Origin of the sequence: Gemmatimonas groenlandica, from assembly GCF_013004105.1 — a bacterium.
In the GTDB taxonomy this organism is placed as follows: domain Bacteria; phylum Gemmatimonadota; class Gemmatimonadetes; order Gemmatimonadales; family Gemmatimonadaceae; genus Gemmatimonas; species Gemmatimonas groenlandica.
The window spans coordinates 3578968-3599797 of the sequence record NZ_CP053085.1; the positions used below are offsets into that span (position 1 = coordinate 3578968).

Here is a 20830-nt window from a genome sequence, read left to right on the forward strand (position 1 = left end):
ACTGCTGGTGAGTCGGCGCCTGGAATGCCAGCGAGCTATCGGGGCGATGCTCGAGCAACGCGGCGCTGGCTGCCGCACTGCCGGAGCTGCCGCGCCCGCACGCGGAGCTACACGAGGCACAACACACACTGCTCAAGACGCAGATTTGCCGCCTCGATCACGAACTCCGCTATTGCGTCCTGGCGACGCCGGAAGCGCAGCGCCTTGCGAGTGTGAATGGTATCGGCAAGATCGTCGCGTACCCCCTGCCGCCCGAGATCGATGGTATCACGCGCTTTCCCAGCGTCCGTCATTCCCTTCCTATTTGCCGCTTCGTGCCTGGCTCCCACGACTCCGGTGGCAAGACTCGGCACTGGCGCTGACGCGACGGCAATCGCTATCGCAAGCTCGCGTTTCACCACGCCGCGATCCGCGCGATGCAGTATTTCCCAGAGGTGAAGGCCGAGTTTCAGCACTGGAAGCGGCGCAAAGGCAAGCCGATTGCCCGCGCGTTGATTGTGAAGGAACTTGCCGCGATCGTCTACGCGATGCTGTCGAAAGGCGAACCCTTCAACAAGCAATTCCATGGACACCCCGTAGCCACCACGGAGCGCTCCACGTGGCCCCGCCTGCCAGACCCGCCCGCCTAACTGATGCCCTTGAGGACCTCCGAAACGATTGGGGAGGCGGCATGTCGACCGTGAACATCTGAGCCCACGGGCTCGTAGGACTGTGTGATCGCCGCGCGCATGTGGACGAGCAAATCGATGACACGCGCCGTGCCATGGCAGATTATTAAACAACGCTGGTGCGCGAACAACACTACTCACGCACCAAGCACACTCGCGTGCCCTTGACACGAAACGTGTTAGGACGGTCAGGCCGCGTTCGCCATGACCCGGATTGCTCCAACAATGCTCGAGAGACATGACGGGACGATCCCGGCTGCGGCCGCACTCTCGAGAAGCCTCTGAACGACAAGCGGGTTCTTCATGCCGTCTGCTCTCTTGGACAGTCCAAACTCCTGCAAGGCGGCGTCGATGCAGTTTTGGAACAGCTCCGCACCGATGTCGGCTTTCAGGGATTCCTCCATATTCTTCGGATAGCAGGCGTATGTCTCCGCCACAGTGAACGGAGGCCAGTCAACTTCGGGGATACCGAGAAGCCGCTGCAATCGAAGGTTGTCCTCCGCGCTCGCGCCAGATTTCCCTTGATCTCCATCCCAGACGGCGTAGATGGGAATCCCGATTGAGCTGAACACAGCATACGGGCGGAGCATTCCTGATTTGCCGATACAAGGCACGACTGCGCATCCTGCCGCATCGAGTGAAAAGCCGACTCGGGCCGCTTGCGCCAGTATTGCGGCGCGATCGCTCTCGCCTTCAACCAGAACCACGCAATCGGCGAAGAAGCCCTCGTTGACAATCGGCGTCATCAACGCCGCCATTCGCGCTCGTTCGCCAGCCGCTGTGAATGGAGATCCACTGCTACCGAATGCCACCCACATACGCTGCGCGACGTCCGAAGCATCTGCTCGTGCCAAAATGGTTCTCGACCGAGCGGGCTCACTCGACGACGCCTTCTTCCTCAGGACCCGCACGTCATCGAATCGATCAATTCCAACAAGGAGTGGCGAATGTGTTGAGTACAGAATCTGGGCGCCGTGCGCAGAACTTCCTCCGGCGCCATGCGCGAGCCGGCGGAGCATTTCGGCGATGTGCCGCTGACGACTTGGGTGCTGGTAGAGTTCCGGCTCCTCGAACGCGATCACCAGTGAAGGGTCCGTCTGGCCCCCTTCGTCTGCAGCGACTGCGGACACGGCAAGCTTCTGTAAGACCGAAAGAACGAAAGCGCGCTGCAGACCGTGTCCAACTTTGTCAACGGGCGCCTCGAAGGCATCTTCGACGAGCGCGACGTCTGCGGTTGGCAGAGGAACCTCCAAGGTTCCTAGTGCCTTCCACCGCAGCGCAAGCCCCGTGTTGGGAGCAAAGGATGCCAACGTCTGAGCGAGATCAGCTTGAAGAGTATTGAGCTCCGGCACTGCGTCGGGCGATAGCAGATCGGCGTACTTCTGCTGCATGTCAGCTCTAAAGGCCGTGATATCAGCCCGGTTTCCGAGTGTCGACCTGACCAAGAGATCAATCAGCTGCGTGAGCGGTGATCCACGCCCTTCAACTGCAAACTGACCAGCGTCACGAACAGCCGGAATCGACAGAAGTCTCGTGAAGCGACCAAGGTAGCCTTGACCAACTCCCTTGAATCCGAAGAACTGACCATCGTCACGGTCTCTCTCCAGCGATTCTGGATGAGCCGCCTCCCAGTCTTCGAGTGCTTGGGCGCCTTGAGCTTGGTTCTGCCAAGCCGGTAGTTCGGAAAAGTCCGCTGTTGATCGGAGCGCGTTGTAGGCGGTCTTACGGTCTGTCGCTGACTCGGCGCGTCGAAAGCCGCCGAATGCCGCCCGCACTAGACGCGATCCGTGATACTTCGCCGTAGTGCGTCCCGCATCCGCAACAATCACTACATCGACCTGCAGTTGGCCGCCGACCATATACGGGCCGAACAACGATTGGGCTTCGGCTGGCAAGCCCTCGTACGTAACCCCGATAGCAATCGGTGAAGACGTGTCATTGTGGTGAAAGTCGCTCCCCGATATACCTTGACCTCCGCTGTAAAAGGCCTCGAGCGCACGCAGAATGCAAGACTTTCCCGCCCCATTGCGACCGACGAGCGCCGTTAAGTCACTGCAAGGAATATCTAGCTCTTCAATCGAACGGAAATGGCGGATTCGGATGGCAGAGATGCGCATTGCCTATTGGTGAAGAGTCGCGGGGTGTCGAGCAGGTCAGGTGGATTCCAATCGCAGCAGGCAGTGGCGCGGATTGCTTCGCCGCGCCAACCGGTGAGGCTACTTCTCGTTCCTTGCGAATAACTTGCGCACATACTTGTTGATGTACGTATTCAATCCTTCTCCTCGCGCAGCGAGCTCCTTCATCGCTTCGATATGCTCCCTACCAGCGCTGGCATCCGTGTACAGATAGACTGATCCTTTACTAAACTGCACACGGATGAAGTCATCGCCAGTCTCGTACGCGTCTACGCCTGAATCTCCATTCAAATCGCGATAAACCTGCAATGTGCGGCGCTCCTTGCGAGAGAAGTGATTGCGTTGCTAGTGTCGCAGCCAAGCTTATTCCATGTTCGATCGCGCCGTGAGCGCTTGCGCATTCGCTGGCCAGCCTATCGCGCGCTTAGAAACACTGTGGGCGGCCGAGCGGCCTGACGCTCGCGTTCTCTTGCGGGGCCCTTCACAAAACGCGAACAGGGAGCACTCCGCAATGGCCCTGTCAAGAGTAATGCAAGGCTAGCATGCGTCCATGTATCAGGACTAGTCGCCCTTCGCCTTGGCAGGCTCTGAGATGTGACGGAGCGCCTTCCTGTCGAAGGTCGCCTCACCTCCGGGCAACGCAATACGAAGACTAGACGCTGAACCGAGTACTGCAGCCGCGATATCCTCTGCGGGATGTTGGACGCGCGCGTTGTCTGACTCCACCGAAAAGAGATTTCTCGACAGCTGTAGTACGAGCTCCGGGGGAATCTGCGAGCCCTTCTTTTCCTGCCACTCAAGAGCCATCTCGACAAGCCAACTTGCGCGATCCATGTCGAGCTCGAGCCTCTTGAGCTTGAACTCCTCTGCGGCGTGTCGTTCAGACCACGAATCAGCCCATCTTATGTAGTAGACGACTGCCGCGATGAAGGCGAAGGCGCTTATGAGTCCGCGACTCGCAATTGTCGTCAGCCACCAATTCGGCTGTGTGCTTGCATCGAAGAGACGCACGGCCTCCCAGATGTTGATCGTTGCGACGGCGAGTGTGAACAGAAGCAACAACCAAAACGCAGTTTGAACGACCCCCCGCTTTGCTCCTGTCTCTGGGGTCAACGAAAATGACTCTGCGCGTTCGGCAAACTTCGCCTTAAGTTCCTTGTGGATTTCTCGTCGCGCGTGCGTGTTAGTTCGATCGTCGAGCGTCGCCTCGCGCGCCGAGAGAGCGTGATCCTTCTCCCTAAGCTCGTTATCGCGCGCATCGAGCATCGCTGTCGTCTTCAAACGCTCGGCATCGATTTCAGCAAGAAGATTCTGACGTTCGACGTCAGCGCGGCGATCGAGCTCTCTTCGCGCATCGACCGATTGTGCCACAAGCTCCCTGAGAGCCTGCTCAATCTGATTTACAGAGGCTTCGCGTCGTCGATAGAACTCGCCGAGCACTGGGCCCAATGCTACGTCTAAGCTTTCTGCGCCGACGGCACCGTACGGCTCAAACGCGCCGCGTGCGGCGCCAATTGTTTTGGCTACGTCTTCTACTGCTATTCCATCGCCGATGGATACGTTGATTGCATCGGTACCAGGGAAACTGCTGTTCGGCTCGCGAGAGATACTGAGCGAGAAAGGTCTGCCTTCATTTACGGTGAGGGAAACGGACCGAAAGACAGGATGTGATGCTCGTGCGATCACTTCATATGCAGGGTGCTGCAAGATCGCGCTGAACTTTGAATTGATCGTGCTATTTCCGGATCCATCAGCGATTACCAGACTGATGGAATGGTTCTGGTGCGCGCCGCGCTCCTCCCACACCGTTTGTAGACGCGCAATCGCGTCCGCATCAAGGCGAGAAAGGGTCCTCCATTGTGAGTTGGGCATTTGGTGATGAATTCTCGCGGCTGGGGGTTCGGAGCTCTACCTGCGGATCCAGCGGTCAGCACGGAAGAGACAAGGTGGACAAAGACTCCGAAATTGCGGCTTTGACATCAGAATCGCCATCGGTACTCAGACACGAGAAAACCATGTCATGCTAACCTCTATTCGCTCGACCGACTCAACGCCGCTCCGGCAGCGTGGGCGGAGGAAGCGACACGATCCTTACTCTCTCCTATCTGCGCAAGAAGGATCAACGAGCACAGTTGAATCCACTTCGTCCCATACCTCGCGGCGCGTAGCGTAGTTCTCCAGACCGATCCGACGCACCACATTCCGCCGCCCGCATACAACAACGCCCGGTCGACTGTCCAAGTCGACCGGGCGTCATCACTTCCACCAGCGCAAATCCCTACCGATCGAACTCCGCAGCGTCCGGCACAAACACCGCCTGTGCCGCCCCAGGCCCGCCCTTCTCAACCTTGCTCCGCGTGATCTCTGGCAATCCCGCCGCCTTCAGCATCGCGTTGATCTTCGGCAGATCCGCGTTGATGAGCCGCTCCATGCGCGCCATCTGCAGGTCGAGCTTCGGGTTCAACACCGCCAGCACATCGTACGCCTGCTTGGGCGGACGGCGCTCGCCGCTCGATACGAAGCTCAGCAAGCTCGAGAACTGGTTGTTCAAGCGGATCGGGAAGTTCAGCGGGTCCTGTCCCGACTGATTCTTCGTCTGATACACTGAATCCTCAACGGCGCGAAGGCGGCGTTCGCGGTCATCTTCGCGGTACGATCGGTGACATCCGCCTTCAGGTTACGGATCTCGATCACGCCCTTGTTCGCGTCGCTCATGCGGTCGCGCACCTGCAGCGCCATCCGCGTCTGCTCCACGAGATCGGCTTCCGTCGCTTCCGAGCGCGGATCGGGCTTCACCACGAACGTGTACTGCACCGGCGCCGCACTGCCGGCGGCCATCTTCACGCTGCACGTGCCCGGCGCCATCGACGGGCCGGTACCACGTCCGCCCCATAAGATCATGCCTCGGAACGTGGTGGCATTCAGATGACGCATGGTCCACGCGTAACGGCTCACACCGCAGGCGGCATTTCGACCGTGAACATCTTAGCCTTCCGGCTCGTAGGACTGTGTAATTGCCGAGGGCTATTAGACGATGGAACCGATGACACGCGAATGCCATCTGAGGTCGAATAACGTCGAACAGACACGACTCGGGTGCGCAAGTAACACTACTCGCGCACTCCGGATATTCACGTGCCCTTGGCAGGAAGACGGTTAGGATGGTTAGACGGCACTGGCTGGACTCACTAAAATCCACGCTTCTGTCGCAGCAGAAGCTCATATGGCTGCAGCAGAACCGGTTCGTAGGAGTACCAACGACTTGTCGCACGCTCCGCTTCCTGAATGAGCCGATTCATGCTGCCTTTGCTCTTTGCGGAGACGTCGTCACCGAACGAATCCAGGAGAAACTGGCCTCTCGCCTTAATCGCTGACAGGATAGCGAAGATCGCGCGCTGTTGTGAAACGAGCTTGAAGTACGTATTCAGTTGTTGCTCGGTTGGCGTATCGTTTCCATTTAGCCCATCAAGCTCGCCTCGCAACCGCTCCGCATCTGCTCGAAATGTTGGTGTCAGGTTGGCCAGACTGTTCACGTCATCCGTGAAACCAACGTTTCGAGCGACTCTGGTAGCGACTTGCCGGAGCTTTGGGTTCGAGCCGAATGCTCGTTGAATGAGCGCCGAAACGGTGAGACCGCCGCCAATCATCGCTGAACCAGAGGTTGTATTGCCTCGAGCTGCGATAAGCGATCCCGCCAAGGCAGAACCAAAGCCAACCCATTGCAACATGCTCTGCCCTTTGCTGACCAGACCGGAGTCTGCCTCGGGGAATATCAGCAACTGCTGTGCAGTTAGGCTGACGGTCGAAACGACTCCACCGAGATTCTCCCAGCCCGCGACATTCGCCTTTAGCTTTGCGAGTTCTCTGACAACTTCCTCGCGCTTGATCGCCAAAGCACTATCGGCAGACTTTTCGTTTTTAAGTTGCTCAATGCGAATTTTCGCCTTGTCGGTTTCGGTCGCCGCCGCGTTTAACGCGAGCCCTAGCCGCCGTTTCTCACTATCGAGCTGACGCAACTGCTCGGACGCGAGGACGGTGATTTGAGAGCCGAGATCAGAGACCCTACTTTGCACGCCCCCGTACCGACGATTGGTTTCTCGGAGCGAGTCCTGAACGGCAGATAGAATGAGCCGAGTTGCAGTGGTCGTATCTTTGTTGAGCTGCTCTGCCCTTTGTTCGAGCCGAGATTTCATCTCCGCGTAAAACGCTAGGGAATCGGAGAAGAACTTCTGCTTCGTGCGGAGTATGTTGATTGAGTCAGCTGGCTGAGCTGGCGCCTGCAGACTGGGAGCGGTCTGTGCGACCAATAGCGCCCCAGGTTGAAAATGCGCGAACGCTGAGACGAGAACTAGCTTGAGGAACCGGACCATTGAAACCGAATTAAACGGTGTACGGTATTGCATAGAGCCTCCATTAGGTGAAGAGCATGAACTGCATAGACTCGACGAACATCTGTACCGCTGAATTCAATGTCGCTCGGTGCCATCTAAGCTCCATTCGGGACCTGTCAGGAATTCTGTGTATGAGTCGTGAGCATCGGGTCACGACGTCGCCACGAGTCGGTCGCCGAAGAGGAGCTTGAGATGTGGGAAGGCCGCGCGCCAGTACTTGTCGGGCTTGGCCTTCCACTTCTTGCCGATGTTGCGCAGCGCGAGATAGAGCAGCTTGCCGGCCGCTTCATCACTCGGGAAGTGGCCGCGGGTCTTGATCACTTTGCGAATCTGCATGTTCAGGCTCTCGATCGCATTCGTGGTGTAGAGCACGCGGCGGATTTCCAGTGGGTAGGCGAGGGCCGGCGCGATGCGCTCCCAGTGCCGCTCCCAGATGGCGACGATCGCTGCGTGGCGCTGCCCAAGCGGACTCTCCGCAAAGCGCTGCAAGGCGAGACGCCCAGCCGCCTCGGTGGGCGCGTGGTAGATCGTCCGCAGCGCCGCCGCGCGCGAGCTTCCGCTCGGTCCACGACACGTAGTGGAGGCTTTGACGCACGAGATGCACGATGCACTGATGAATCACCGTGTGCGGAAACACCGTCTGCAGCGCGTCTGGGAGCCCCGTCAGGCCATCGATCAGCGCGATCAGGATATCGGCCACGCCACGGCCCTGCAGCTCGCGAAACACGCGGTGCCAGAAGGCGGCGCCCTCGGTTTGCGCGATCCAAAAGCCGAGCACTTCCTTCGTGCCATCCAGCTGCACGCCGAGCGCGAGATACACCGCCTTGTTTTGCACGACGCCTTCGTCGCGGATCTTCACGCGCAGCGCATCGAAGGCGACGGCCACGTACGTCGACTCGAGCGGCCGCTGCTGCCACGTCTCGACTTCGGCCAGCACCTCGCTCGTGATCGTGCTGATCAAGTCGGGCGAGACCGGGATCTGATAGCGCTCCTCGAGAAACGCCTGGAGCTCGCGCGTGCTCAAGCCGCGCGCGTACAGCATCAGCACCGTCTCGTCGAAGCCCGGCAAGCGGCGGGCGCCCTTGGGCACAAACTGGGGCGCAAAACTGCCGTCGCGGTCCCGCGGGATGTCGAGCGCAATCGACCCGCTCTCGGTCAGCAACGACTTCGGGGTAAAGCCATTGCGGGCATTGCCATCCGGCCCGCGCTCCCCGCCCTCGGGATAGCCCAAGTGATGCGTGAGCTCAGCCTTGAGCACCCGCTCCGCCATCGCCTTCTGCAACTGCCGCCAGACCAGCTGGAAGTCGGCGGAGGTCTGCACCCCCGCCACCAACTGGTCGAGAATCTCGGGCGTCAGCCCTGCGGGCAGCGGCTCCGCCGCCGCCCGTTTCCGTCGAGCCATAACCACCTCCGTCCTACAAGGTTATGACTCATACACAGAATTTCCGACAGGCCCTCCATTCGCGAGACCGACCCAAAGTCGGACTCGTAGCATAGTCGGCATAAACCAAAAGATCTGACCGAGTGCTAATCTCCGCAAGAAAAATCAGCGAAGGCCGTCGTATCTGTTTACTCCGATGCGTCGCGGCGCCTACCGAAGTTTTCCCGGCCGTGCAATCGCCACATTCCTCCCCCCGCATACAACAACGCCCGGTCGACTCTCCAAGTCGACCGGGCGTCATCATTTCCATCCGCCTAATCCCTACCGGTCAAACTCCGTGTCCGGCACAAACACCGCCTGCGCCGCACCAGGCCCGCCCTTCTCCACTTTGCTCCGCGTGATCTCCGGCAATCCCGCCGCCTTCAACATCGCGTTGATCTTCGGCAGATCCGCGGCAATGATGCGCTCCATGCGCGCCATCTGCAGGTCGAGCTTCGGGTTCAACACCGTCAGCACATCGTACGCCTGCTTGGGCGGACGGCGCTCGCCGCTCGACACGAAGCTCAGCAAGCTCGAGAACTGGTTGTTGAGTCGGATCGGGAAGTTGAGCGGATCCTGGCCCGACTGATTCTTCGTCTGATAGACTGAATCCTCAACCGCACTCAAACTGTCGGCGAACTTCTTCGCCAACGGCGCGAAGGCGGCGTTCGCGTTCATCTTCGCGGTGCGATCGGTGACGTCCGACTTCAGGTTACGAATCTCGATCACGCCCTTGTTCGCGTCGCTCATGCGGTCGCGCACCTGCAGCGCCATCCGCGTCTGCTCCACCAAGTCGGCTTCCGTCGCTTCCGAGCGCGGATCAGGCTTCACGACAAACGTGTACTGCACCGGCGCCGCACTGCCGGCGGTCATCTTCACGCTGTACGTGCCCGGCGCCATCGACGGGCCGGTGCCACGGCCGCCCCACAAGATCATGCCGCGGAACGTGGTGGCATCGGGGTGACGCATGGTCCACGTGTACCGGTTCACGCCCTTCCGATTGCTCGGCTTGGCCGGCGCCGCGGCACCGAAGCCACGTCCACCACCAGGGCCGCCCGCTGCGGGCGTGGGGTTGGTGTCGGTGCTCGCGACCGTGGCCAACAGCTTGCCGGCCTTGTCATAGAACTGGAACGTCACCGGCATCGAATCGCTCGGCAGGCGATACACGAACGTCGGCGCGGCCTGGCCGTTCAGGCGCAACACGGGCACCGGCTTGTACAGATACGGCGTGCTCGCGGCCTTCTCGGTTTCCGGCTCCCAACGCAACGGCGTGAGGTTCTCCATCACCCAGAACGCACGACCATGCGTGCTTATCGCGAGATCGTCGTCGCGCAGCATCATGTCGCTCACTGGCACCGGCGGCAGGTTCTTCTGCAGGCTCTTCCAGTTCGCGCCCGCGTCATGCGACACGTACACGCCACGCTCGGTGGCCGCGTACACCATGCCCGGACGATGCAGGTCTTCACGGATCGCGCGCGTGAAATGGTCAGGCGCGATGCCGTTCGTGATCTTCGTCCACGTCACACCGTAATCGGTGGTGCGATAGAGATACGGCGCGAAGTCGTCCATCTGATAACGGTTGCCCGCCACCCACGCCGTGCCCGGATTGTGCGGCGACGCTTCGATGATGCTCCAGCGCATCCAGTCCGGCAGTCCCTTCGGCGTCACGTTCTTCCACGTGGTGCCGTTGTCGCGCGTCACGTACAACAGTCCGTCATCGCTCCCCGTCCAGATCAATCCCTTCGTCAGCTTCGACTCGGCGATCGTGAACACGGTGCCGTAATACTCCACGCTCGTCTGGTCCTTCGTGATCGGGCCGCCCGAGGCGCCGAGCGTGGCGGGATCGTTGCGCGTGAGATCGCGCGAGATCGGCGTCCACGTGGTGCCACCGTTAGTGGAACGGAACACAACGTTCGAACCGACATAGATCGTGTTCGGATCATGCGGCGAGTGCACGATCGGGTACGTCCACTGGAAACGATACTTCGAATCCTTCGCATCATGACCCATGGGGTCGAGCGGCCACGGATCGATGCTGCGCGTCTTGCCCGTGCGACGGTTCAGCACGTCCATGCTGCCACCGTAGTTCGCGCCGAACATGATGTCGGGATCGATCGGGTTGCTGCTGATGTAGCCTGACTCTCCGCCCGCCACACCATAGAACGCGGAGAAGGGCGACGGCGGCGCCACCGGCGCACCACCACCGAATCCACCACCACCGCCACGACCGAACGCCGGCGTTTCACGCACCGGTCCGCACGACGAACCAGCGTCCTGCTTCGCGCCACACACGTGGAACGGATAGTGGCTCGTGAGGTGCACGTGATAGTACTGACCCGTGGCCACGGCCACGGCCTGGCGCGTGGTGCCGCCGTCCTTCGTGATGATCAAGCCGTTGTCGTGCGCCACCGCGATGCGCTTCGGATCGGTGGGGTCGATGTAGATGTCATGATTGTCGCCGCCACCGAAGCCGGACGCGAAGGTCTTACCGCCATCCTTCGACACCATCGGACTCACCTGCGGCGCGTACACGACATTGGTGTCCTTCGGATCGGCATACAGCTTCGAGTAGTACCACGACCGCTGACGCAGATTGCGATCGCCGCTCATGAACGTCCACGACGCACCGGCATCGTCGCTGCGATACACACCACCATTCGCCTCATGCTCGAGAATCGCCCACAAGCGACTCGGCTTGGCCGGCGACACCGTGATACCGATCGCGCCTAACATGCCCGTCTGCGGCAAGCCCTTCGCTCGCGTGATCTCCTGCCACGTGTCACCACCGTCGGTGGTCTTGAAGATGCCGCTGCCTGCGCCACCGCTCACCAGCAACCACGGCTTCCGCCCGGCCTGCCAGAAGGTGACGTACATGATCTTCGAGTTCGACGGATCCATGATCATGTCCGCGACACCGGTGCTGTCGTTGCGGAACAGGATGTTCTTCCACGTCTTGCCGCCGTCGGTCGTGCGATAGACGCCACGTTCCTTGTTCGGACCGAAGACGTGGCCGAGTGCGCCGACGAAGACGATGTCGGGGTTGTTGGGATCGATGCGCACACGCGAGATGTACTGCGTCTCCTTGAGACCCATATACGTCCACGTCTTGCCGGCATCGATGGTCTTCCACACGCCGTCGCCATGCGACACGTTGCCGCGAATCGGCGTTTCACCACCGCCCACCCACACCACATCGGGATTGCTGTGCTGCACGGCAATCGCGCCGATGGTGCCGCCGAAATACTTGTCGGTCATCGGCATCGCGGTCTTACCACCGTCGACGGTCTTCCAGACGCCACCGCCGGTGGTGCCCATGTAGTACTCGTCGGGACGCTGCGTCGAACCGGCGACGGCGACCATGCGGCCGGATTGGTTCGGGCCGATGTTGCGCCAGGAGACACCGAACGTGGTATCGGCGCCGCGCGCTTGCGGAGGACCGCCGGGGCCGCGCTGGGCGGAAACTGCGCTGGCGGCGGATGCGAGGCAGCCGACGGCGAGGAAGAGACGGGAGGTGGGGTGCACTGTGGGGGGATTTTGGGGTTGGGGCGGGACAGTGTTGCTGCTGCTGCTATAAAGAAAAACGGCGTTCGGCGTAGGAGCGCTGCGGGGGGCTTTGGGCTGTTGGCTTGGGGTGGTGGGTGGTGGGTATTGGGGGGTGGGTTCTAACTCAGAACTCCGAACTTCGACTCAGAACTCCGAACTCACGGAAAGCTGGTGGACCGGTAGGCTTCGCGGCCGCCGATGATCGTGAGGAGGATGCGGGTTTTGAGGAGCTCAGCCGGTGGGATTGTCAGGATGTCGGAGGAGAGCACTACGAAGTCGGCGTAGTGGCCGACGACGAGCGAGCCGGTCTCCTTTTCCATGAACGCGGCATAGGCGGCGTCCTTCGTGTAGTGCCGGAGGGCGGCTTCGACGGTGATGCGGTTCTCGGGGTACCAGCCGCCTTTGGGCGTGCCTTCCGGCGTCTGGCGGGTGACGGCGGTGTAAATGCCGAGCAGGACATCCATGGGGAAGACGGGATAGTCGCTGCCGAAGGCTTGGATGGCGCCGGCGTCGTCGAATTTCTTGAAGGCGTTCGCCCGCGAACTACGCTCTGGGCCCAGGAGCGGGGCGTAGTTCTGGAGGGTGGTCTGGTCGGGGGTGGCGAAGATGGCTTGGGTGCTGGCGATGACGCCGAATTGCTTGAAGCGAGGGAGATCGGCCAGGGCGGGGACTTCGATGTGCTCGATGCGGTGACGGCGGCCGGTGGTGCGATTCACCTTGGTGGCGTTGGCGTAGGCGTCGAGGGCGGTTCTTACGGCCCGGTCGCCGATGGCGTGGAGTTCGACTTGTATGCCGGCGGAGTCGTAGCGGGCGACGCCCTTGTTCAGGGTGGCGGCGGGCCAGAACGGGAGCCCTGTATCGTCCGACCCGGCATAGGGTTCGAGCATGGCGGCGGTTTTGGCGTCGACCGTTCCGTCGAGCATGCCTTTGGCGATCCCGACGCGCAGCCAGGGGCCGGTGGTGCTGTCGCGCAGCTTGGTATACTGCCGAACGGTTGCGGCCGAGGCGTCGGGGGTGAACGGAAAGGCGGCCCGGTAGCGCACGCGCAGGGTGTCGGCCTTGGCAGCGGCGCGCAATATCGTGAACACGGGGTGATCGGGCGCGCGTCCGCTGGCGTCCTGAATCAGTACGATGCCGAACGATGCGGCCTTGCGGGTTTCCTCGTCGATGCGTCGCGCCATGTCGGCGGGCGTGGGTGACGGCACGAGGGTGACGACGAGCTGCCGCGCCGACTCTTTCAGCAGCCCGGTGGGCACGCCGTTGGCTTCTCGCTCGATCACGCCGCGCGCGGGGTCGGGCGTGGTGGCGGTGACTTTGGCCAGCGCCAAGGCGCGGCCGTTGGCGATGGACTGATGGCCGTCGCGGTCGGTGAGGACGACGGGCTGGTTGGGGAACGCGGCGTCGAGGAAGCGACGATGCGGCGTGTTGTTGGGAAAGTCCGACGGGGTCCAGCCGCGCCCCACCACCCACGCCCCAGCGGGTCGCTTGGCGGCCCAGGCTTTGAGTCGGCGCACGATTTCGGCGGGCGACTTGGCATCGGTGAGGTCGGCCTGATCGGTGAGGCTCAAGTGCCAATGCGAGTCGCTGAAGCCCGGCACCACTCGGCGGCCCTGCAGGTCGATCACCTTCGTGGACGGGCCACGAAACGCGAGCGCTTGGGCGGCGCTCCCCACCGCCACGAGTTTGCCGCCGCGGATGGCGAGGGCCTGGGCCGCGGGGTGTTCGGCGTCGCCGGTCCAGATGCGGGCGTTGGTGTAGATCGCGTCGGCTGGCGGCACCGCGGGTTGGGCGGGCAGCGACGGTGCGAGGACGGCGAGGGCGGCCAGCAGCGCACCGGTTCGCAGGGACGTGGTCATCGGATTCTGCATCGGCGAGTTCGACATGCGCTCCGATATAGTGTTCCGGCGTCCCGAACACTATATCCGCTGCGTCAGCCCGTCCGTCTCGCCATCGCCCGTGTCCATCCCAGCTCCCCCGCCATGCTTGTCGTCCAGGTGTTTGTGCACGTGCTCCCGGAGCATGTGGCCGCGTTCACGGCTGCCACGCTCGATAACGCCACGAACAGCGTGCTCGAACCGGGCATCGCGCGCTTCGATGTGCTGCAGCAGGCCGACGACCCCACGCGCTTCACGCTGATCGAAGCGTACCTCACCGACGACGCGCCGGCCGAGCACAAGGCGACGGCGCATTATGCTCGGTGGCGTGATACGGTGGAGCCGATGATGGCATCGCCGCGAACGAACGTGAAATACGAGTCGCTGTTTTTTCCCATCTAAGCTTTTTGCTGTTCTTCGCGTACCTCCGCGTTCTTCGCGGACTTCGCGTGAACCAGCTGTTCAGTGCTTTCGGAGAGATCTCAGTCGAAGCGAGTCTGTAGGTTCACGCGAAGATCGCGAAGGTTCGCGAAGATGCGCGAAGAACTGCAACGGCATTTTTTGAGGGTGTGATCGTGAAGATTCGTGCGATGATGATGGCGGGGATGCTGAGCGTGGCACCGACACTTGGTGCGCAGACGGCGACGGCGCGTGCCCCGATGGAGCTCACCGAGGCGTCGATCACGGATGTGCAAGCGGCGCTTACGGCGGGGCGGATATCGAGTGTGCAGCTGGTGCGGCAGTATCTCGCGCGCATTGCGGCGTACGATCACGCGGGGCCGGAGTTGAATTCGCTGATTCGCATTAATCCCAAGGCCAGCGCCGAGGCGGCGGTGCTCGACGCCGAACGCAAAGCGGGGAAAGTACGCGGGCCGATGCACGGGATACCCGTGATCATCAAGGACAACTACGACACCGGCGACATGCCGACCAGTGCGGGGTCGTTGGCGATGGCGACCAGTCAGCCGGCGCGCGATGGGTTCGTGGTGAAGAAGCTGCGCGACGCGGGGGCAATCATTCTGGGCAAGTCGAACCTGCACGAACTCGCGGCCGGCATCACGAGCATCAGCTCACTCGGCGGACAGACGCGCAATCCGTACGACCCTACTCGCTGCCCCGGTGGCTCGAGCGGCGGCACGGGTGCAGCGATCGCGGCCAGTTTTGCGACGGTGGGATGGGGCTCGGATACCTGTGGCTCCATTCGTATTCCGAGCGCGTTCAATGCGCTCGTTGGCCTGCGTCCCACACAGGGACTCGTGAGCCGTCGCGGCATCGTGCCGCTGTCGCACACGCAGGACATCGGTGGTCCTTTGGCGCGTACCGTGACCGATCTCGCCATCGCGCTCGATGTGAGTGTGGGCTACGACAGCGAGGACGCGGTCACGAGCGTGCTGCGCGAGAAGCCAGCGCCGAAGTTCATGGCGTCGCTTGATAAGAACGCGCTGCGTGGCGCTCGCATTGGCGTGTTCCTGCCGTACTTCCGCGATACTGACTCCGAGATTGCCGATACCGTGCGGGCCGCCATCGCGGCCATGCGTGCGCAGGGGGCCACGGTGATCGATGTGCCGATGGCGGAGTTCGACACGCTGATGGCGAATACCAGCGTGATCAATCTGGAAACGAAGTTCGATCTCATCGACTACCTGCGCACCGTGCCGAATGCACCGGTGAAGTCTATGCGCGACATCCTGGATCGCGGCCTGTACGACCGTCAGCTGGAAGTGCGCTTCCGCGTGATCGACACGGTGCTCAACGCCGACAGCCAACAGCATCGCACGGCACTGGCTCGGCAGTCGGCGCTGCGGGCTCGCATGGAGCGTATTCTCGATAGCCTGTCGCTCGATGCGATCGCCTATCCCACCGTGCGGCAGAAGCCGACACTCGTAGGCGAAGTGCAGAACGGCAGCACCTGCAACCTGGGTGCGCAGAGCGGACTGCCGAGCATCAGCGTGCCGGCGGGCTTCGCGGGTGATGGACTGCCGATCGGTATCGAACTGCTGGGCAAGGGCTTCACCGACACGCGCCTGGTGGCGATGGCGTATGCGTTCGAACAGTCGGGAGCGCGACGCGTGGCGCCGAGTACCACGCCGGCGTTGATCGCGGCCAAGGCGCCCGTGTCGGCGCCGATCGTGGTTGTCACGCGGGCCCGCGGACTGGTGGCCACCACGCGGATCACGCTCGATCGCGTGCACAGTGTGCTACGCTGGTCGGCTACGGTGCAGAACAGCGGTGGCGCCCCGCTGTCGGCGCTGGTGCTGCGGCGTACGGGCGATGCGGGTCGGATTTCGGGGCCGATCTCGGGCGCCGTGGTGGGTGGTACGACCACCGCGAGTATCGCGATCCCGGCGGGCGCGAGTCGCGTGAGTGCGCGGTTGCTGGGGCCGGGTCAGACGGCTGGGAGTGGGTCGTTCCCGCTTACGTACGCCGATCGGGTGGCGTTTGAGAGCGGGCGGCTTACGGTGGCGATGTATACGGGTGCCGGGGTGGAGCCGGTTGAGGTGAAGGTGGGGCAGCGGTAAGAGCAAACAGCTTTGCCGCGAATTTGCACGAATATCCGCGGATGGACTCAGCGAGTGCGACTGAGACTTCGTGAAGCCGACAGAACGCTTTTTGTTGTTTAACTACAAAAAGCGTTCTGCTGTCGCGCGGAGAACCGCTCGGCTCGCACCGATCGAATCCGCGGATATTCGTGCAAATCCGCGGTAGAGCTGTTCGTTCCTACTTCACCACGATCGGAGAGTACCCCACGCCATCCGACCCGGCGCCGACGGGGAGGTACTTCACGATCGCACCACGCTTGAGATCCACCACCGCCACTTTGGCCACAGCCTTGAGCGTCACGTAGGCCGTCGCGTTGTCGCGAGACATGGCGACGCCCTGCGGTGAGGACGGCACGGGCGCGGCACCGTCGCTTGCCGACATCGGCGCCACGTCGATCACCGTGCGCACGGTGTGTGTGGCCACGTCGGCGATGTGGATCTTCTCGCTGCCGGGGTCGGAGATCACGGCGGTTCTACCATCGGGGGTGATGCCTACCCGATACGCCATGCCGAAGCCTTCGAGCTTGTGCATGACGTCGCCGGTGGTGCCGTTCAGCACGTACACCAGGTGCGACTCGTTGCCGCCCACCCACACTTCCCGTCCGTCGGGCGTAACCGAAATCCCCTCGATGCGCGCACCCACCTGGAACGTGGCGCGCACGGTGCGCGAGGGCACGTCGATCGCGCTCACCGACATGCCGACGATGTTCGTCGTGAACGCCCGCGTGTAGTCGCGCGACAGGCTCACCATGTGCGTGGTGGGCTGCTTGGTGCTCATGGACGAGTCGATCATGCCGTTGTCGACGTTCACCACCAGCACCCGTTGTGCGCGCTCACCGGTCACCAGCAGCGACGCGTTGTCGGCGAGGAAGGCCAGACCATGCGGCCGCTGATTCCCGGCGCCCAGCTCCACGATCTTCGGCGGTGCCGTGGGCGCGGTGAGATCGATGACCATAAGCGAACTGCCGACCGCATTGCGATTGCCGTAGATCGCCACCACTGCGCGACGGCCATTGGGCGAGATCGCCACCTCATGCGGGCCCTCGCCGGTTTGGATAGTGGTGATCGTGCGGCCGGAGGCCACGTCGACGATGGAAGCCGAGTGGGCGTCCATGTTGCTGGCCACGATCGTGCCGCTGGGGGCGCGCTGGGCGGCCAGAAGGGGCGCCGCGAGGAATGTGGCGAGCAGGGCGATGGCTTTCGTCATGGCGTGTCGCGTGGGGGGATACGAACGGAAACTGCCGTTCCTGACTGATACGGATACGAACTGATAGCAACAGACACAAGGGATTCGCTCCGTGGGACACGCCGAGACGTCGGCTCGCGAGGAGCCCTTCAAACATTTTTATCTGTTTCTACCTGTTCCTATCGGTTCGTATCCGTGTCAGTCAGGAACGGCCTGTTTCCGTTGGTATCCATCAGCTGGCCTCCGAGCACACCCCATGCGGCCCGTGACAGAAGGCCCGCGTGGCGCGAAGTTGTCGGCATGTCGACCTCATCATTCTTTCGCTTCGCCCTGACCGCTGCCGCACTCGCCGGCGCGCTCGCGGCGAGCCCGGCGCAGGCACAGCATGCCTTCGCCGACCCCGGCGCGACGTTCGATCCGCGCGTGCCCACTCCCGCGCTGATCCTGGGCTACGATATCGGCGCTCGCTTTACGCCGCAGCGCGCCATGATGCGCTACATCGAGCGCATTGCTGCCGCGTCGAAGCGGGTGAAGGTGGACACTGTGGCCCGCACGTTCGAGGGGCGCGAGATGCTCATCATCACCATCTCGAGCGAAGCCAACATGGCGCGGTTGGAGGAAATCCAGCGCGATGCCAAGCGTATCGCCGATCCTCGCGGGGCGAGTGCGGGCGACATCGATGCGGCGGTGAAGCGCATTCCCAGCATCGTGTGGCTCGAGCATTCCGTGCATGGTGGTGAAGCGTCGGGGGCCGAAGCGGGACTGGCGCTGCTGTATCAGCTGGCGGCCGGTACCGATGCCGATACCAAGCTGGCGCTCGACAGCACCGTGGTGCTGATCGACCCCAATGAGAATCCCGACGGACGCGAGCGGCACACGCACGACATCGAGCGCTACGGCAGCTCGCAGGGTGTGGCCAGTGAGCCGGGCGCGCTCAACAACGCCGGGTCGTGGCCGGGGCCGCGCACGTCGCACTACTACTTCGACCTCAATCGCGACTGGTACGCGCAGTCGCACCCTGAGTCGAAGGGACGCGTGAGCACGTACATGAAATGGTGGCCGCATGTGGCGGTGGACCTGCACGAGCAGGGAAGCAGCTCTTCGTTCTACTTCGCGCCGCCGCGTGAGCCCGACAATCAGAACAACCCCAAGCATCTGCCCAAGTGGTTCGACATCTTCGCCGCCGCGCACGGAGCGGCGTTCGACGTGCATGGGTGGTCGTACTTCCGTCGTGAAGGCTACGACTCGTTCTATCCGGGCTACGGCGAAGGGTGGCCGATGCTGACCGGTGCGATCGGCATGCTGTTCGAGAGCGCGTCGAGCTCGGGCGGTGCGGTCATGCGCAACGACGGCACACTGCGTACGCTGAAGCAGGCGGCGTTCGAGCATTTTACGGCCGAGTGGGCGACGGTGAAGACGTCGGCGCGTCGGCGCACGGAGCTGGTGCGTGACTATGCGGCGGCGCGCGCGAATGCGATCACAGTGCACGCCAAGGGTCCGCTGCGAGCCGTGATGCTGGTGCGTGACATGCAGGGTCGGGCCGATTCGCTGGTGCAGAAGCTGCGCGACAACGGCATCGAGGTGCAGCGCCTCACCGCCGATGTCGCGGTGGCCAACGCGAATATGTACGCCGGCGGTACGGTGCCTACCATGACCGCCAAGGCTGGCAGTTACGTGGTCGATCTCGCGCAGCCGCAGGGCTATCTGGCCAAGGCGTTGCTGGAGCCCGATGCCGCACTCGATTCGGCGTTCATCAAGTTCGAGCTCGAGCTGCGTCGCACCGGACAGCGCAATCGCTTCTACGACATGACCGCGTGGTCGTTGCCGTTGGCGTGGCGCGTGGACGCGTACGCGCTCTCCACGGTGCCGGGGTCACTGGCGCTGGTGACCGACATGCCGCGCGCGTTCGTGGCACCGGCGCGCTCGGTGTACGGCTATGCCTTCGCGCCTGGCAGCGAAGCGAGCATCCGCCTGCTGGCGTCGTTGCTGACCGACTCGGTGCGGGTGTGGTACGCGCCGTACTCGTTCACGTCGAAGACCAACAAGTTTCCCAACGGCGCCTTCGTGATTCGCGCGGCCCTCAACCGCGCCGATGTGCACGACGTGGTCATGCGTCGTGCCGCCGAAGCCGGGGCGCAGCTGGCCTCGATTCCGTCGGCGGGTGTAGACGAAGGCACCGACCTGGGCAGCAACTCGGTGATCCCGGTGCAGCGGCCCAAGGTGGCATTGTTGGGCGGCGCGCCGGTGAACGGCACGTCGATGGGCTTTGCGTGGTACGCGATGGATCAACGTATCGGCTACGCCAGCTCCATCGTCGACGCGAACTTCGTGGCCGGCGGCGACATGAGCGCCTTCAACACGCTCATCGTGCCGTCGGTGCAAGCCGGCGCACTCGATCGCGCCTTGGGCGATGCCGGTCGCGCGCGCCTGGCCGACTGGGTGCGCAACGGTGGCGTGCTGATCACGCTCGACGCCGCGAGCGCGTGGGTGGCGCAGGAGCGCGTGGGGCTCGTGCGCACGCGGGTGAAGCGCGACTCCACGCGCGCCGACAGCACGGGCGGCGCACCACTCCCGGGCAGCCTGCCGGGCGTGCTGGCGCGCGCCACGGTCGACACGCTGTCGCCGCTGATGGCCGGCATTCTGAATAAGGAGATGCCGGTGTTCGTGAACAGCGACCGTGTGTACACGATCCCCAAGGATCTCGCCGCCGGCGACGCCGTGATGCGCTTCGCCCCGGCGGCGCGGGTGCGGATCTCGGGCTACTACTGGCCCGAAGCGGCCGCGAAGCTTGGTGGCTCGCCGTACCTCTGGACCGAGCGCGCGGGACGCGGACGCGTGATCATGTTCGCGCATGACCCGGTGTACCGCGATCAGCTACGCGGGACGATGCCGATCTTTGCGAATGCGGTACTGCTGGGTGGGAGTTACTGAGTTCGGACGGATAGAAACGGCAACTGCAACTGCAAAAGCAAAAGCAACAGCGGGAACACGGATTCAGGCAGCGATTCCACCGATCACACAGATAAGCAAAAAACGATGAATCATCGATTTCTGCGTCGCACCTCAATCGGCT

13 protein-coding genes and 1 pseudogene are annotated in these 20830 nt (G+C 62.6%); 5 read left to right on the forward strand and 9 right to left on the reverse strand.

The window, feature by feature from the left end:
- Positions 1-212: 212 nt before the first annotated feature.
- Together HKW67_RS22830 and HKW67_RS22835 are read left to right on the forward strand one after the other, a co-directional pair.
- Positions 213-362 (forward strand): transposase, encoded by a 150-nt coding sequence (locus HKW67_RS22830; protein ID WP_171226212.1) that lies wholly within the window; start codon positions 213-215, stop codon positions 360-362.
- A gap of 54 nt (positions 363-416) precedes the next feature.
- Positions 417-629, forward strand: coding sequence for a hypothetical protein (locus HKW67_RS22835; RefSeq protein WP_171226213.1), 213 nt, complete (start codon positions 417-419; stop codon positions 627-629).
- A 227-nt stretch (positions 630-856) separates the two neighbouring features.
- Here HKW67_RS22835 and HKW67_RS15290 read toward each other — a convergent pair whose 3' ends face one another.
- From HKW67_RS15290 to HKW67_RS15325, 8 genes and pseudogenes are all read right to left on the reverse strand, one after another.
- The gene (locus tag HKW67_RS15290) at positions 857-2785 is read right to left on the reverse strand and encodes an ATP-dependent nuclease (RefSeq protein ID WP_171226214.1); all 1929 of its coding nucleotides are present in this window, start codon (positions 2783-2785) and stop codon (positions 857-859) included.
- A 579-nt stretch (positions 2786-3364) separates the two neighbouring features.
- A complete protein-coding gene (locus tag HKW67_RS15295) occupies positions 3365-4675 on the reverse strand; it encodes a hypothetical protein (protein WP_171226215.1) in 1311 nt (436 codons plus the stop codon).
- A 406-nt stretch (positions 4676-5081) separates the two neighbouring features.
- A complete protein-coding gene (locus tag HKW67_RS15300) occupies positions 5082-5408 on the reverse strand; it encodes a hypothetical protein (protein WP_171226216.1) in 327 nt (108 codons plus the stop codon).
- Entirely contained in the window at positions 5369-5737 is a 369-nt protein-coding gene (locus HKW67_RS15305; protein WP_171226217.1) for a hypothetical protein, read from the reverse strand. Before HKW67_RS15305 ends, HKW67_RS15300 begins: the two co-directional genes overlap by 40 nt.
- 254 nt (positions 5738-5991) lie before the next feature.
- A complete protein-coding gene (locus HKW67_RS15310; protein ID WP_171226218.1) occupies positions 5992-7206 on the reverse strand; it encodes a hypothetical protein in 1215 nt (404 codons plus the stop codon).
- 138 nt (positions 7207-7344) lie between these two features.
- Positions 7345-8596, reverse strand: a pseudogene (locus tag HKW67_RS15315) (IS256 family transposase).
- Positions 8597-8896: 300 nt separating this feature from the next.
- On the reverse strand, positions 8897-12136 hold the full coding sequence (locus HKW67_RS15320; RefSeq protein WP_171226219.1) for a WD40/YVTN/BNR-like repeat-containing protein: 3240 nt from the start codon (positions 12134-12136) through the stop codon (positions 8897-8899).
- A gap of 179 nt (positions 12137-12315) precedes the next feature.
- On the reverse strand, positions 12316-14040 hold the full coding sequence (locus HKW67_RS15325; RefSeq protein WP_171226220.1) for an amidohydrolase: 1725 nt from the start codon (positions 14038-14040) through the stop codon (positions 12316-12318).
- 96 nt (positions 14041-14136) lie between these two features.
- Between HKW67_RS15325 and HKW67_RS15330 the strand changes: the two genes are divergently transcribed.
- Positions 14137-14433: a putative quinol monooxygenase gene (locus HKW67_RS15330; protein WP_171226221.1), complete on the forward strand. Its 297-nt coding sequence runs from the start codon at positions 14137-14139 to the stop codon at positions 14431-14433.
- A gap of 173 nt (positions 14434-14606) precedes the next feature.
- A complete protein-coding gene (locus tag HKW67_RS15335; protein WP_171226222.1) occupies positions 14607-16550 on the forward strand; it encodes an amidase family protein in 1944 nt (647 codons plus the stop codon).
- A gap of 199 nt (positions 16551-16749) precedes the next feature.
- On the opposite strand, the gene HKW67_RS15340 is transcribed toward HKW67_RS15335, so the two are convergent.
- Positions 16750-17778 (reverse strand): YncE family protein, encoded by a 1029-nt coding sequence (locus tag HKW67_RS15340; protein WP_171226223.1) that lies wholly within the window; start codon positions 17776-17778, stop codon positions 16750-16752.
- A gap of 279 nt (positions 17779-18057) precedes the next feature.
- Here HKW67_RS15340 and HKW67_RS15345 point away from each other — a divergent pair, with 279 nt between their 5' ends.
- Entirely contained in the window at positions 18058-20688 is a 2631-nt protein-coding gene (locus HKW67_RS15345; protein ID WP_171226224.1) for a M14 family zinc carboxypeptidase, read from the forward strand.
- The last annotated feature ends 142 nt before the right edge of the window (positions 20689-20830 follow it).

Excerpts from the sequence above, each read along its gene's own strand:
- HKW67_RS15295 (WP_171226215.1), bottom strand. The coding sequence starts at position 4,675 with ATGCCCAACTCACAATGGAGGACCCTTTCTCGCCTTGATGCGGACGCG.
- HKW67_RS15290 (WP_171226214.1), bottom strand. The coding sequence starts at position 2,785 with ATGCGCATCTCTGCCATCCGAATCCGCCATTTCCGTTCGATTGAAGAG.
- HKW67_RS15325 (WP_171226220.1), bottom strand. The coding sequence starts at position 14,040 with ATGTCGAACTCGCCGATGCAGAATCCGATGACCACGTCCCTGCGAACC.
- HKW67_RS15340 (WP_171226223.1), bottom strand. The coding sequence starts at position 17,778 with ATGACGAAAGCCATCGCCCTGCTCGCCACATTCCTCGCGGCGCCCCTT.
- HKW67_RS22835 (WP_171226213.1), top strand. The coding sequence starts at position 417 with ATGCAGTATTTCCCAGAGGTGAAGGCCGAGTTTCAGCACTGGAAGCGG.
- HKW67_RS15330 (WP_171226221.1), top strand. The coding sequence starts at position 14,137 with ATGCTTGTCGTCCAGGTGTTTGTGCACGTGCTCCCGGAGCATGTGGCC.
- HKW67_RS15305 (WP_171226217.1), bottom strand. The coding sequence starts at position 5,737 with ATGCGTCATCTGAATGCCACCACGTTCCGAGGCATGATCTTATGGGGC.
- HKW67_RS15310 (WP_171226218.1), bottom strand. The coding sequence starts at position 7,206 with ATGCAATACCGTACACCGTTTAATTCGGTTTCAATGGTCCGGTTCCTC.
- HKW67_RS15345 (WP_171226224.1), top strand. The coding sequence starts at position 18,058 with ATGTCGACCTCATCATTCTTTCGCTTCGCCCTGACCGCTGCCGCACTC.